Source organism: Chloroflexus sp., assembly GCF_034435895.1.
Taxonomy (GTDB): Bacteria; Chloroflexota; Chloroflexia; order Chloroflexales; family Chloroflexaceae; genus Chloroflexus.
Map to the genome: position 1 here is coordinate 1 of NZ_DAOTWH010000128.1, position 13858 is coordinate 13858.

The following is a 13858-nucleotide window of genomic DNA, read 5'->3' on the forward strand; positions in this document are numbered from 1 at the left end:
GTACAGGTTGCTCCTTCCCTGCTCGATGCGCGTCGCTACGCCGCGTTGCTGGCCGATCAAGAGCGCCAGCAGCGCCGCGCGATCAGGCTGGCCGGCGTCACCGCTGCCGGCAGGGTGGCGGCCACCGCTCAGGGCATGGGCCAGCGCCGGCGCCAATTCGGCCAGATCGGCCAGCAACGCGGCGTAGCGACGCGCATCGAGCAGGGAAGGAGCAACCTGTACTTGGCCATGCCATTCCGTCACCTGCGTTGCGGCGGTGATGGTCAAACAGACCGGATACGTTCCTGCGGCTGCCGGCGCTTGCCAGCGCCAGCGCCACAGCGCGTCGCTGGGCCGGAGAAACGGTTCGAGCGGTTTGCCGCCAATCACCAACTGCGCCGTCGCTCCTGCCGGCACCGCGCACGACCACTCAACCACGTTCCGCTCTGCCACAATGGGAGCCGCTACCGGCGCGCCATCGAGCAACAAGACTGGCCCGGCTACCACCACTTCCTCCGCTTGAAATAGATCGCCAGACTAAGCGCAATTGTCGCCATCAACCCCAACGCAAACGGATAGCCCCACGGTTGTTCAAGCTCAGGCATAAGTACAAAATTCATGCCGTATATTCCGGCCACCAACGAGCAGGCCATCAGAATAATTGACCAGAGGGTCAACACCTTCACCAGCTGGTTGAGCTGATTGCCTTGGAGTGACAGATAGCTATCGAGCGCGCTCGACAGCAAATCGCGGTAGAGGTCAATCGATTCGGTCACACGCACGAGATGATCGTAGACATCGCGCACATAGGCCAATTCGCGGGGCTGGAAGATGCGCACTTCTTGGCGCAGCAAGACATTGAGCACATCGCGTTCGGGGGCGACAATCCGGCGGAAGAAGAGCAAATCTTTCTTGAGCGTAAAGATTTCATTCGCCACCTCTTGGCGGCCACGCTGAAAGATCGCCTCTTCCACATCATCAATCTGTTCACCGATCTGGTCAAGCACGACAAAGTAGTCATCAACAACGGCATCAATCAGCGCATAGAGGACGCTACTCACCTGATAGCCGGGCACATGGCTATTCGTCTGCCAGCGGGCCAGCGTCTGCTGGACGTGGCGCACCGGGCCGGGCCGGATGCTGACCAGATAGTTCGCGCCGACGAACAGCGTGATCGGCAAGAAGCGTAATTCGCGCTCGGCAGCATCGTATTCAACGCTGTAAAAGATGATCAGGTAATAACCGGGATAGGTCTCGATCTTGGGCCGCTCGTGCTCTTGTAAAGCATCTTCGATTGCGAGCGGATGAAAGCCGAACTCCGCGCGCAACAAGTCAATCTCAGCCGGAGACGGCTGCTCAAGATCGAGCCAGATCAAGGTGCGCGGCTGCAAGAGCAAGTCGCTGATCTGATCGAGATCGGCGACTGGTTGCACGTTCTGGCGATGAAAGACATTGAGCGAAACCATGCCGTTACGCTTCCCACACAATCAACGCCGCGTGGGGCGCTAGCGCGTCACGGATATGATTGTAGAGAATGCCCTGCACGGTAAAGCCACTGCGCAATTGCGGCGTCAGCGTTGGATCGCTCAACCGGCCCGCCACCACAGCAGCCACATACTCCTCAACCGGCATCTGGTCGCGATACGCAACGTAACCGGGCAACATCCCACCAGCAACCATGCCCCGCATTCCCAGCCGGCGGATCAACACCTTGCGCGCATCGTAGAGCATACGGCTGATGCCACGCCCGCGGTAATCAGGGTGAACGCTCATATCAGCGCCGTATAACCACTCGCCATTGGGATCGTGATGGCCGAAATTGCCGTGATCGACAATCTCTTCGAAGGTGTGCTGGCAAAACACCTTTTCGCCGCTAATGCGGAAGGTGCTGCTTTGACCAACCACGCGATCGCCATCGAGCGCCACGTGCTGACCTGCGGGAAAGAGCCGCAAATGGGCAGCAAAATTCTCAGCGCTAAAGTGATCTTCCGGGTCGAGGGTCGGAAAACAGATTCGCTGGTGAATTACCAACTGCGGGATGTGTTCGGGTTGAGTTTGGACAACGGTAATAGGCATAGCAATCCTTGTGCAGAAACATTAGTATGTGAGAGCGCATAACGATGCGCTCTCACGTGTACGTGCTACCCGCGCATCGCGCCGATCAACACCTCAAGCCCTTCATCAAGCTGGTCATCGGTAATCACCAGCGGCGCCAGCAAGCGGATGCAGTTCACATACAGACCAGCCCGCATCGCCAGCACCCCACGTTCGAGCGCGCGGCCCAGAATCGCCAGCACCTCTTCGGCAGCGGCCGGCGTGCGCTTGCGCCGATCCTTCACCAGCTCGATCCCGATCATCGCCCCCATGCCGCGCACATCACCAACCAGCGGATCGAGCGTATCATCGGCCAGCAATGGCTCAAAGCGAGCGCGGATCTGCTGACCAATCGCCTTGGCCCGATCCAGCAGCCGCTCGCGCTCGATGATATCAATCGTCACCAGCGCCGCCACACAGGCCAGCGGATTGCCGCCATACGTGCCGCCCACCCCACCATAATGCGCCTTATCCATCACCCGCGCCCGCCCGATGGTCGCCGCCAGCGGCATCCCGGCAGCAATACTCTTAGCGGCGACGATGATATCCGGCTCAACGCCAAACTGCTCGATCGCAAACAGGGTACCGGTACGGCCAAAGCCACTCTGCACCTCATCGACGATCAGCAACGAACTGTTGCGGTCACAGAATTGGCGCAGACGGCGCATAAACTCCACCGGCACCGGAATAAAGCCGCCCTCACCCTGCACCGGCTCGATCAACACCGCCGCCACTGTTTCGGGGTCAACCCCCGCAATCTGCATACGCTCGAACGCCGCCCAACACTGCTCAACCGCCTCTTCCTCGCTCAGGCCCATCCGGTAGGCATACGGGAAGGGAGCGCGGTAGATTTCGGGAGCAAAGGGGCCAAACTTCTTCTTAAAATAGGTGCGCGAGGTCAGCGAGAGCGTCAACAGCGTGCGCCCGTGGTAGGCGCCATCGAAGACAATAATCGCCGGACGGCCAGTCGCGGTGCGGGCAAACTTAATCGCATTCTCAACCCCTTCCGCACCCGAATTCGCCAGCAACGTCTTGCACGGCTCGCTGATCGGGGCCAGTGCATTGAGCCGCTCGCACAAAGCGACATACGGCTCGTAGGTACCAACCAGCGCCGACAGATGGATCAACTGCTCAGCCTGTGTCTGAATTGCACTCACTACCTCCGGCGGGCAATGGCCGACCGCCAAGGCGCCAATCCCGCTGACAAAATCGATCAGGGTATTGCCGTCAACATCCGTCACCAACGCGCCGTGACCAGAAGCAATCGCAATCGGCGTCGCCCGGCCCAAACCGGCCACCACGGCAGCATCGCGCCGGGCCAGCAACTCACGCGAACGCGGGCCGGGAATTTCGGTGACAAGACGAATATGGCGCACGGCAGGCGCAGTCATAGGACACTCCTTGATGCATTCATCAGCAAGCGCTTCGATACCCACCATTATAACAAAAAGCGCGGCTTGCGCCGCGCTACCAACTCACCCACTCCTCACACCCCCTCTGCTGGCTCACGGCGTCATCCGCCGCACCCACGCGCAGACCTGTGCTACCTGCTGCGGATGGCCAATCACCACTGGCGTCGGCAACCGCACCGTGTGCAGCAAGGTCTGCCAATCGGGCAATTCGCCCTCTAACGGGCACACCACTCCACCAGCAGCTTGCACAATCACCCAGCCGGCGGCCACATCCCACACCTTCGCACGCCCAATAATCGCCGCCTGCGCCTGCCCGCGGGCCACATAACAACAATCAGCCGCCACCGATCCCAACACTCGCACCTTACCGGGATAATGGATGGTATAGGCGCGATGGAAGGTCGAAGGGATCGCAATCCAATCATTGGGACTGGGCGGCTGCGGCGGCGCCACGTGGATCGGAGTCTCATTCCAAAACGCGCTCCCGCCGGCCAGCGCCCAATAACAATCGCCCAACACCGGCAAATAGATCACGCCAGCCACCGGCTGCCCGCTCCGGATCACCCCAATCGACACGGCCCACATCGGCAGGCCCGAAACGAACGAACTCGTGCCATCAATCGGATCAATCACCCACACATACTCGCGGTCGAGGCCTACCGGCTCACGCTCTTCACCCATCACGCCGTGATCAGGATAGCGGGCATGAATCTGCTCGCGCAACCAATCTTCAATCGCGCTATCAGCCGCCGTCACCAGACTCTTATCGAGCTTACGCTCCGGCGACACCTGATTAAAATACGAGCGCAAGAGCAACTCGCCGGCGCGTTGCGCCCATGCACGCGCAAGCGCAATATCAATCTCCACACGAGCCTCCGCCGGTACGGCGCCGCAATCTCCGCCTGCTGCGGTGCGTTATCTCATTGTACTACCAATATGGCACGTTTGAAACTATCCGGTTCGCAACAAGCCCGACCAAATGAGGGCGCATCATTGATCCAAAGCGGCAAGGCGCATCGCGAGCAGATAACACCCAAACAACACCGCGTACACCACCAACAGACCGAGCGGGATCAGCTCAAGCGATAGCCGGTCAGCCAACACCCCGATCCCAGCCGGGATCAGCGCCATCCCAACCCCGGTCGCCGCCATCTGCATACCGATCGTATGCGCCGCAAACTGATCACCGACGCGCGCTGCCGTGCTCGACATCAAGGCCGGAAAGATCGGCGCGATCGCCAACCCAATCAACCCAATCGCCAGCACATTCACGCTTGGCGCTGGATGCCAAATCAACAAAGCACTCCCCACCAACGCACCAAGCAAACCGCCGCGCACCAGCCGGTCAAAGCCGGTGCGCACCGCCACCACCCCGGCAGCAACCCGACCAATCGTAAACATCAACCAATAACTACCGGTCACAACACCGGCCAACGCCGGTTCGACCCCACGCGCCTCGGTCAACAACGTATAGGCCCACACCCCCAACGCCGTTTCAGCGCCGACATAGAGCACAAAGAGCGCAACGCTCACCCACACCGCCGGTTGGCGCAACGCCAGCCCTAACGGCGTCTGATAATCGGTCAACCGCTTCTGCCCACCCGGCACAGGCGCCGGCTGTTCCCACAACGACAGCGTGAGGAAAAACCCCAATGCCAAAACGAGTTGAAACCCACCGACAATCCAATACCCCACCCGCCACGACTGCCAGAGCGCCAAACCCGCCGTCATCAGCAACGGGCCAGATGTACTCCCCAATCCCCAACTCGCGTGCAGCCACTGCATCAAGCGCGCGCCAAAATGGGCCGCGACATAGGTATTCAAGCCAGCATCGATCGCACCGGCGCCAAGGCCAGCCACCACCCCCAGCGCCACCACCATCCACCACAGCGGCACGAGGGTATACCCCAGCAATGCCACCCCGGTCAGCAAACAGCTCAACGCCAACATCCGCCCCACGCCAAACCGCGCCAGCAGCGTCCCGGTGAAAAAACTTGACGTGGTATAGCCGGCCACCCCTACCGCCAACAAACTGCCGAGCGCATCAAGCGGCAAAGCGAAATCGGCCCGCAGCGACGGCCACCCCACGCCAAACAAGCCATCCGGCATCCCCAAGCCAACAAACGCAATAAACGCCAGCGCAACCAGCGCCAAGCGCGGATGGCGCGCCGAACGCAGCCGAGCCACCATACCAACAACGCCTTTCGCCAAAAAACGGTGGCACGGGCAGCTTACCAACCGGACCGTACCACCGGCATCATAACAAAAAGCGACCAAGAACACATCGGCACAACGGCTGAAGCATCCGGCAAACACCGTTCACTGCGCACCACGCCAACAGTGCAACCCGAAGCCTATGGGTTTACAACACACCTAAACCCCAACCCAACAATTTTATACAGCCATGGTGCGACGTCCGATGGCGCGCATCGCTTGCCTTCTGTCATTGCGCGGGGGCTGCCCCCGAAGCAATCGCCCTCTTCAGTGCAAACCAGATGATACAAGAGTGCTCTACCGTGAGCCGAAATTGTTGAAACGCGAATGCCGCCCATCGCGCTCTGATACGCATCGCGCCGATCAGGCGATCGATTCGAGCGTGCTGGTAGCCGCTTGGTTTGACCGCCAGCGCGCGAGTTGCGAATGAACCGCTTAGCAAGCCCGTTTGGCCGCCGCTCTCAAACAACGTCGTTGCAGAAGCGGCGAAATTCGCAGTTGACGCAGAGCGCCCGGCTGCTCGGCGGCGGCGGCAGCGCTTCCGTCCGAATAGCTTGCTGGATCGCGTTGATCGCTTCGATCACGTTGCGCCGAAGTTGCGGGCTGATCGCTACTTTTTCCGCTTTGCGCAAGGGGAGGTGGTAGATCCAGCCTGCTTCGATCTGTATGCTCCATACCTCTTCAATCAGCAGCGCATACGCCCCAACTTGCAGTTTGAAGTGCGGCCCCGCCGCCTGTTCACTGTCTTTGTAGTCAACTACGACCGCTTTCGCCGCCGGGTCGCTACGGTTGGGACGGCAATCGCTAGATCGAGGATGCCTCTGACGCCGAGCCGCTCTGACCGGAGGTAGACGTTGAAGAACCGTTCGCCGCTTTTTAAGCCGTAGGTGCGCAATGACCGCCGTTCTTCGCGATCTTCTTCCGCCCGGTGGCTGGCCCCCCCTGCCGTATGAGATCGGTCTTGAGCCGGATAGCCGGCAAGCAGTAGGTGTACCACACGACGCGCGGGCAATAGCGCCGTTGTTTGATGTCGCTGACTTCGATGGTGTCTAGATCAGGCATCGTCATAGTTCTGCTCCAGTGTCCGCCGTTCGCTCCACGTTTGGGCGTCGAAGGCGAAGAGTTGGACGTTGGCGGTGCGGCCTTTGACCCGGCGCGCGATTTCGCCGAAGAGCGCGCGTTGGTGAGCGCGGCTGAGGTTGCCGGCAAAGGCGCTGTATTGGATCCGTTGTAGACCATAGTCGAGACATGCGTCGGCGACGCGCTGCCGCGCCCGGTCGTCAGGGATGTCGTAGATGACGAGACATTGCATGGCCAGCCTCGCTTACCAACCCATCACGAAGGGCGTGTAGCTTTCGCGTTCGCCGCGCACGAAGGTGGCGATGTGGCGCCCTTGGCACTGAAGGATGTGCCGGAGCGGTTGCCGTTTGCCTTCATACGGTTCGGTCGATTCGAGCCGTTCGAGCACTTTGCTGACGATCCGTTCGCGGGTGGCTTGATCGAGCCGCCTGTCGTCTTCACGCCCGATCTGCCAGCCGCGGGTGATTTAACAAGGGCCGGTCAACCACCGCTTGGCGGAATTCTTCGATCAGATCGAGCACCAGACTCGGTTTGCCCGGCCGGTCGGCATGCAAGAGACCGACATACGGGTCGAGGCCGGCTAAGACGATGGGCATGTTCGACTTGGCCGTATAAGACGCCGTAGCCGTAGTTGAGCGCTTGGTTGAACGGGTCGCTCGCGCCACGGGTTTCGCGCCCCGGCCAGTTGAGTTCGGCTGGCACGAGCAGGCCGATGGCTTGCCAGTAGCGCGCGGCATAGCGGCCTTCGATCCCCATCAGCGCTTCGCGGATCTCGTCAACCGTCTCGCCCCGCAGCCGTTCAACCGCGATTTGGTAGTCAACCACTTCGCCCGCAACCGCCATGAGCTGTTCGTAGACCTCTGGAGCCGTTTCTTTGCGGTTTTTCGCCGCATAGCGCAAGAGGTTGGCTTGGTTGCCGAGCTTGCCGAGCGTGAAGGCGCGAGCAAGGGCGACGCCGGCCGGCCCGTCGTAGGCGCGCAATTGCGCGCGCCGGGCGAGGACGGTGCCGTTGAGGCCGGCGCTGTAGAGGCTGGCGTGCGGGGTACCATTGGCGCTGATGAAGTGGAGGGGAATGCCCTCTTCACTGCACGCGCGCACGGCGTCGCTGCTGATCGCAATCCCGCCGCCGCAGATGATCACCTGCCGCAGGTGCATAATTGGCACCTCGCGTTTCTCGCCGTTGTCGTTGGTGACTCGCAGCCGGCCTTGGTGTTTGCCGACAAAACTGCCGCGTTCGCTAACAATGAGTTCTATGGCGCAGTCTTCCTTATCTGTACCGGCGCCGCCCGCAATGGGTGACATACTGGTTGTTAAGGTGCGAAAATGATCACGCAGTGCGCTGATGGCTGTGATGCTGGCTTGGTTGTCGTGCGCTGCCGGTGTGTTCATTGATACTCCGAAATGCCTGTTGCTGTCAAGTTCGCAAAGCAATGCTTCGCCGCTAGCGTTACGGCAAGACCGCCATCCCAGTCGGGGTGTACCAGCCGTCGCCTTTGACCGCGTTGCGCCCGACGTGGATCAGGCTGCCCCAGACGATGAGATCGCGCAGGGGCGCAAGGGCCCGCTGAAGGTGGCGCTGCCGACCAGCCCGCCCACCGGGGTCGCCGTTGCTGGCGCGCCGAAACACTCACCACGTCAACCCAGCGCGTCTGATCGACCGTCGTTGTAACCTGCTCGGCGATGGCGAGCAGGCCGCGAAAGTCGAGCGCTAGCGGGCCGTTGCCATACGCCCGGCTGAGGTCGTCAAGCCGGCGCATGAGACGCTGGATCAGCGGTCTGAGCGTGATCTACTTCACGAGCCGGTCTCGGTCGACCAAGCGAACCGGCGTGTGAAAGGTGAGCGTGATCTGATCGGTCGGCAACCGCGCCGCGTAGTCTTGCACCGCCGTTGCATCGATCGGCAGGCTGGGAAAGTTGACGTTGCCGCTGGGCAGCGGGTAGAGCATCTGCCGCTCGCCGCTCAGCGGATTGTAGGCTTCGATCGCATTGAGTTTGATCGTACCGCGCCGGCGACCAAGTTCGGCCAAGCCGATGCCGATGCCGTCACGTTCGAGTTCGCGCACCGCCATGACGATGAAGGGGAAGAAGATGTCGGCCTGACCAAAGAGGGCAAGGCCAAACCGGATGGTCTCGCCGGGTTGGTAGCGCCTGCCACTGTCGCGGGGCGGGCGCACCACATACGGGCGCGGGCGCTGCTCGCTGCCTTTTTCGTCTTCGCTGCGCATCGGCGCGACGAGCGCCGCCACCGGGCAACGGCTGAACAGCGGGCAGCCGGCGCAGTGGTGGCGCTTTTGTTGGCGCCAAACCGGTTCCAAAGCGCGTTGGAAATTGCGCCGCGCACAGCCCCGGCCCGCTGTGCGCGGCCAGCGCGACCGGGGTGGCGGCGGTGGCGGTAAAGATGAGATGATGAACCGTCAGACTCATCCTTAACTTCAATCCGGATCAATCACGATGTCACTGAACGAAAGACCGTTGCGCTCGTCGTAGGGAAGCTGCGCGACCCATACCCGCCGCTTGCTGGTCTCTTCCGCCCAACGCAGTTTGCCTTGGCTGCGCAAGATGGCAAACTGTCGTTTGCTGATGCTGACCAGATAGTTGTTTGCTTCGATAAATTGCTCCTCTACTAGTCGCTCGATATAGTCGCGCTCGAAACAGTGCGGCACGACATCAACACCGTCAAACATGCGCTCGAAGTCGTCTTCGCGCTGTTCGTTGCTCTGGAATGGGCGTATCCCGCTGATGATCTGATCAACCTGCTGCGCCATCCACTGGTAGTCCCCCATCCATTGCTGGCTGAGCTCGGGATCGGCATAAATACGGTCAAGCCACTCGTTGGTCGCCGCTTCGTCAATGATCGCGCCGTTGTGCCGTTCGAGTTCGGCCAGCGTCACCCGCACAATATGGCCGGCGCGAGCCGGATCGCGGTCGCGGCCATAGACGCCTTACCCGTCATCGGGCTGGCGGAAGACGTAGACCGGGCAGATGCCTTTGGCACCGCGCCGGTTGGCGCGGCCAAACCGTTGCAAGAGGGCTTCCAGCGGGGCCGGATCACTGTATACGGTGTCGAGGTCAATATCGAGGCTGACTTCGACCACTTGGGTTGCAACCAGCGCCAGTGGCGGACGCTGAGAGGCATCGCTGGCGCACCGTTCCCGGATTGCCTGTTCGAGCCGGTTGCGGTCGCCATAGGTAAACCGGCTGTGGATCAGGATCAGGTGCTCGGCCCCCAAACCGGCTTGGGCCAGTTTGTCGCGCACCTCTTGCGCCCGCGCCACGGTGTTGGCGCAGACCAGCACTTGCTGACCGGCGCGCACTTGCGCCGCGATTTCACTGATCGTCGCCAGATCGGTCAGTTCGCCGTCGCGCAGGTGCAGGCGATGGCGGCGGAAACGGGCAAAGGTTTCCGGGGTGGCGCTGATCAGCGGCGCATCGCCGAGCGCCTCGTACAGACGGTTGCGGAAGATCTGCGGAAAGGTGGCCGACATGACGAAGAAGCGGGCCGCGAACCGTTCGCGCAGATAGCGCATCAGACCGGTGATTAACGCTAGTCGCTTCGGTTCGTAGGCGTGGATTTCGTCGAAGATGAAGGCGGCGTGGGTATAATCGGCCAGCATCGCTTCAAAGCCGCGCAGTTGGAAGAGAGCTTTGAGCAACTGGTAGGGACTGAGCACCTTGAGCGGGCGGGCGTGCAGGATGTTCAGGTTTTTCTCCCATTGCACCCGCCGCGCCGCTGCCGCTGACCACTCCTCGCCTTCGCGGAAGCGAGCGTAGAGCGCTTGCGCCGCCCGGCCATGCTGCAAGCCAACCGCGTGATCGCCGAAGCTGCGCCGGAGCCGGTCGTACATTGCGTTCATGCTGGCCTGATAGGGCAGGGTGTAAAAGATACGCGCCGGCGGACAGCCGCCATCACCCAACGCCCAATAGAGTGCCGCTTCGGTCTTGCCGCTGCCGGTCGGCGCCATCAGCAACGCCGATTGCCCACCGACCTCGCCACTGCGCCGCTGGTGTTCGTAAACCTGCTGCCCCGCCGGTACGAGGCGCTGTGCCAATGCCGGCCACGCGCCGCCGATCGGCGGCGGCACCTGCTGCACGTGCGCCGACGCCATGTGATCGGCGGTGGTGATCAAGCCACGCAGTAGAATGCCGGGCAGGCGCGCGGCCTAGGCATACCCCAACTCGGCCACCCAGTCGTGATAGACCTGCAACCAGTAGCGCACCCGCTTGGCGTTGATCTCCACCGGTTGCGGCATGATGGCCTCCGCCACCGCGGCCAACCCGAGCTGTTCGCGCCACGGGTTGGCGCAGGTCGCCAGCCAATCGGCCAGCAACCCGGCGGTGTTGGCGTCCACTTCGTTACACAGCTCGACCAGTGGGTCATTGCGCATGCCTAGCGGATAGGTCTGCGCAATCTCTGGCTCGTCGCGGTGGTGGGAAACAATTGCGGCAACAAGCCATCGCTGCTCATCGGCGCTGAACCCATGCGCAACCGCGTCCACGAAGGCCAGCGAGAGCACTTCGTGGCGGTGCGGCCACGCCGGCCCGCGACGCAACCAGCGCTGAAAGCCTTGCGCCGCCTTGTCAAAGTCGTGCAGAAACGCCGCCCAGTAGAGGCAGTGCCACAACCGGGTATGGCCGGCAAGCTGCGGACGCAGCCGGTAGAGATCGACCAGCCGGCAGAGCACCTCCCATGTGTGCACCGCTAGCGTCTCGCCGCCGTATTGCTCACTCTTCGCCAACAGATGGTCGATAGCATCAGGCCATGGTGATGGCCTCATCGGCGACTCCTACAAAGCTGTGAAACCACAACCCCAACGGCAATCCATCCACCCGCGGCGCAGTCGGGTCGCTCCAATAGACCGGCCGCTGGTCGCCGGACCGTAACATCTGCGCACTCGTCACCCGCTCGGCTAGCATCAGATAGGGGGCAAAGGTCGGCCGCCGCCGCTCAAGGTAGTTGATCCAGCGCGGCATCAGGGTCACGACGCCAGCCGGCACTTGCGCCGCCAACGCAAACGGCAGCAAGGTGTGCTCGAAATAGACCTGTTCAGCCGGTTGCAGTTCGATCACCTCGATCTGAGTGTAAGCAGCCAAGTCTTGCGAACGGCCCAGCACCACCGGATAGCGCGGCGAACGGAAAGCGTCGATCCAGTCCGGCCGGTTCAGGTAGAGCACTAACCGCGGGAAGAGCAGAATATGGCGCTTGAACGGGTTGACGTTCCCTTTCAGCACCTTGCGTTCGCCTCCCGGCAATTTGCCCGACGCAGCGGATAGGACGTGAATGTGTTCGAGGTCATAACCCTCGCCGGCGACGGTGAAATGGTACGCGAACGCCAACCCCTCCGGCTCAACCCACTCGCCGAGCGCGCTGCACACGTGGCCGTAGATCGTTGCCGGCGGCGGCAACGGGAAGCTCGGTTGCACGCCGATCATAAAGTGCGGATAGCGGAAGGAGGTTGTCACTCCTTCCAGCACAATCTTAAGCGCTTGCATCGCCGACTCCTATGATGTAGAGATGCAAAGTGAGCAAAGGCGCAGCGGATTCAAACGCAACGGCGCGAAGATCGCAGAGAACGCAAAGGTTTTTGATAGTTGCTTACCAAGCGCGCTTGTGCCATCTTGCAACACTCTTTCGCACTGTTGCATTCACCACCTGCAACACAAGGCACACCAAGCACGCAAAGATATGTTGGTTGTTTTCCCACCGTGCTTACACCCTATCCTTAAAAACCTGCGCGCCCTTTGCGAAGCCGGACAGCCGTCCGGCTCTACTGCGCCTTTGCGTGTCAAAATCTTTGCGCCTCTGCCCCCTCTGCGCCTTATCAATCCAACCACGCCGGATGCTGATCGCACGCCTTCACAAAGCTCAAAAACGCCTCCCGCGGATGGCTCAACTCGATACGCGGCAAGCCGCGCTCAGCGGCGCTCGCGTTATGTTCAGCCATAAACTGCTCGAACGCGGCCCGCTCCTCGTCGAGATAGCCCTTCACCCATCCCACGTACACCGGCGACAGAATGCCATCGGCGAACACCTGCAACGCCTCGCGCAGCGCGTCGATCTTGATCTCAGGCTGGCCGGCGCGATTGGCTCCCACCGTATGGTGGAAGATGTGGTTCCCGCCTTTGGTCACGGCAAAGATCACCAACACCGGACTGACATCAGTGTAGTGCAGCGTCTGCTTCGCCCCGCCTTCGAGGTGGGCCATCCCGGTAAAGAGCGCCTTCACCCGCGCCAGCCGCTCCTCTTTGGGCAAGCGGTACGACTTCTCCGCTTCCAGATGCTCGGCGCCGCGATAGTCACTGATCATCTTCACCCGCTCATCATCAAGATTGCGGAACCCGGAGCGGCTCCGGTACGAGAAGGTGCCGCCCGATCACAGGTCGAGCGAGAAGAGCCCCTTGAGCGTTGTGCGGTAGAACTGGTGCTCGTGCGGCACCGGATTCCCCTCGTGGCGCGACATCACGCCAAAATCGTTGGTCGGGTTGACCGGCGCAATCGAGACTAGCGTGCTCACCCGCAGCGGCGACGCCCGCGTGATCGTGTCTGTCACCGGCGTCGCCTCGTCGAGCATCGTCAACTGCTCGCGGCTCTTCTTGGCCGTATCCGACTTGCCCGGCGCGCGCATATACCCAAACAGGTCGTCATCCCAATACTTGATCGGGTTGGCATCGGTATAGGCGATCTTTTCCTCACGGAAGATCGGCGATGCCTTCCATTCCGGCACCCGCTCTTTAAGCGTGGTGCGCAGCCAGTAGCGAAACGCTTGCGCCGAGACATACGGAAAGTTGCCGGCTTTGGTGGTAATCATCTTCACCCCGACGGTGTTCTCCTCCCGCGCGCCGGGGATCGTCCCCAAGTTGTTGAGCGCCAACGCCGGCGCATCGATCAAGAAGAGACCGGTCACGAATGCCATTGGGTGTTCTCCTTGTTGCTATCGTTTGTTCCGATCAAAAACCTTTGCGTGCTTCGCGTTCTCCGCGCCTTTGCGTTTGAATCCGCTGCGCCTTTGCGGAGCCGGACAGCCGTCCGGCTCTTCCGCGCCTTTGCGTTTGAATCCGCTGCGCCTTTGCGGAGCCGGACA

General features: G+C 61.4%; 16 protein-coding genes and 3 pseudogenes. All 19 read right to left on the reverse strand.

Annotation, left to right across the window (positions count from 1 at the left end):
• Positions 1 to 486: pseudogene (locus tag U9R81_RS07525) on the reverse strand (hypothetical protein); the annotation flags it as partial.
• Complete coding sequence (gene corA, locus U9R81_RS07530) at positions 480 to 1445, reverse strand: magnesium/cobalt transporter CorA (protein ID WP_322494878.1); 966 nt, start codon at positions 1443 to 1445, stop codon at positions 480 to 482. The gene corA and the pseudogene U9R81_RS07525, both read right to left, overlap by 7 nt.
• A 4-nt stretch (positions 1446 to 1449) precedes the next feature.
• Positions 1450 to 2055: a GNAT family N-acetyltransferase gene (locus tag U9R81_RS07535; RefSeq protein WP_322494879.1), complete on the reverse strand. Its 606-nt coding sequence runs from the start codon at positions 2053 to 2055 to the stop codon at positions 1450 to 1452.
• 65 nt (positions 2056 to 2120) lie between these two features.
• A complete protein-coding gene (locus U9R81_RS07540; RefSeq protein ID WP_322494880.1) occupies positions 2121 to 3464 on the reverse strand; it encodes an aspartate aminotransferase family protein in 1344 nt (447 codons plus the stop codon).
• Between the two features lie 114 nt (positions 3465 to 3578).
• Positions 3579 to 4352: an inositol monophosphatase family protein gene (locus U9R81_RS07545; RefSeq protein WP_322494881.1), complete on the reverse strand. Its 774-nt coding sequence runs from the start codon at positions 4350 to 4352 to the stop codon at positions 3579 to 3581.
• Positions 4353 to 4475: 123 nt separating this feature from the next.
• Positions 4476 to 5675 (reverse strand): MFS transporter, encoded by a 1200-nt coding sequence (locus tag U9R81_RS07550; RefSeq protein ID WP_322494882.1) that lies wholly within the window; start codon positions 5673 to 5675, stop codon positions 4476 to 4478.
• Between the two features lie 485 nt (positions 5676 to 6160).
• A complete protein-coding gene (gene cas4 / locus U9R81_RS07555) occupies positions 6161 to 6655 on the reverse strand; it encodes a CRISPR-associated protein Cas4 (protein WP_322494894.1) in 495 nt (164 codons plus the stop codon).
• Positions 6576 to 6767 (reverse strand): hypothetical protein, encoded by a 192-nt coding sequence (locus tag U9R81_RS07560; RefSeq protein ID WP_322494883.1) that lies wholly within the window; start codon positions 6765 to 6767, stop codon positions 6576 to 6578. Before U9R81_RS07560 ends, cas4 begins: the two co-directional genes overlap by 80 nt.
• Entirely contained in the window at positions 6754 to 7011 is a 258-nt protein-coding gene (gene cas2, locus U9R81_RS07565) for a CRISPR-associated endonuclease Cas2 (protein ID WP_322494884.1), read from the reverse strand. The genes U9R81_RS07560 and cas2 overlap by 14 nt, the downstream gene beginning before the upstream one ends.
• 12 nt (positions 7012 to 7023) lie before the next feature.
• Complete coding sequence (locus tag U9R81_RS07570; RefSeq protein WP_322494885.1) at positions 7024 to 7167, reverse strand: hypothetical protein; 144 nt, start codon at positions 7165 to 7167, stop codon at positions 7024 to 7026.
• 49 nt (positions 7168 to 7216) lie between these two features.
• A complete protein-coding gene (locus tag U9R81_RS07575; RefSeq protein WP_322494895.1) occupies positions 7217 to 7516 on the reverse strand; it encodes a CRISPR-associated endonuclease Cas1 in 300 nt (99 codons plus the stop codon).
• A pseudogene (cas1, locus tag U9R81_RS07580) lies at positions 7431 to 8168 on the reverse strand (CRISPR-associated endonuclease Cas1); the annotation flags it as partial. The gene U9R81_RS07575 and the pseudogene cas1, both read right to left, overlap by 86 nt.
• The gene (locus U9R81_RS07585; protein WP_322494886.1) at positions 8165 to 8536 is read right to left on the reverse strand and encodes a hypothetical protein; all 372 of its coding nucleotides are present in this window, start codon (positions 8534 to 8536) and stop codon (positions 8165 to 8167) included. The pseudogene cas1 and the gene U9R81_RS07585, both read right to left, overlap by 4 nt.
• Before the next feature lie 30 nt (positions 8537 to 8566).
• The gene (locus tag U9R81_RS07590; protein WP_322494887.1) at positions 8567 to 9094 is read right to left on the reverse strand and encodes a hypothetical protein; all 528 of its coding nucleotides are present in this window, start codon (positions 9092 to 9094) and stop codon (positions 8567 to 8569) included.
• A 117-nt stretch (positions 9095 to 9211) separates the two neighbouring features.
• Positions 9212 to 9676: a hypothetical protein gene (locus U9R81_RS07595; RefSeq protein ID WP_322494888.1), complete on the reverse strand. Its 465-nt coding sequence runs from the start codon at positions 9674 to 9676 to the stop codon at positions 9212 to 9214.
• 45 nt (positions 9677 to 9721) lie between these two features.
• Complete coding sequence (gene cas3, locus U9R81_RS07600) at positions 9722 to 10885, reverse strand: CRISPR-associated helicase Cas3' (protein ID WP_322494889.1); 1164 nt, start codon at positions 10883 to 10885, stop codon at positions 9722 to 9724.
• A 54-nt stretch (positions 10886 to 10939) separates the two neighbouring features.
• Positions 10940 to 11554: a CRISPR-associated endonuclease Cas3'' gene (locus U9R81_RS07605; RefSeq protein ID WP_322494890.1), complete on the reverse strand. Its 615-nt coding sequence runs from the start codon at positions 11552 to 11554 to the stop codon at positions 10940 to 10942.
• Positions 11532 to 12269, reverse strand: coding sequence for a CRISPR-associated protein Cas5 (cas5, locus tag U9R81_RS07610; RefSeq protein ID WP_322494891.1), 738 nt, complete (start codon positions 12267 to 12269; stop codon positions 11532 to 11534). The genes U9R81_RS07605 and cas5 overlap by 23 nt, the downstream gene beginning before the upstream one ends.
• A 329-nt stretch (positions 12270 to 12598) precedes the next feature.
• Positions 12599 to 13690, reverse strand: a pseudogene (cas7i, locus tag U9R81_RS20055) (type I-B CRISPR-associated protein Cas7/Cst2/DevR).
• Positions 13691 to 13858: the final 168 nt, after the last annotated feature.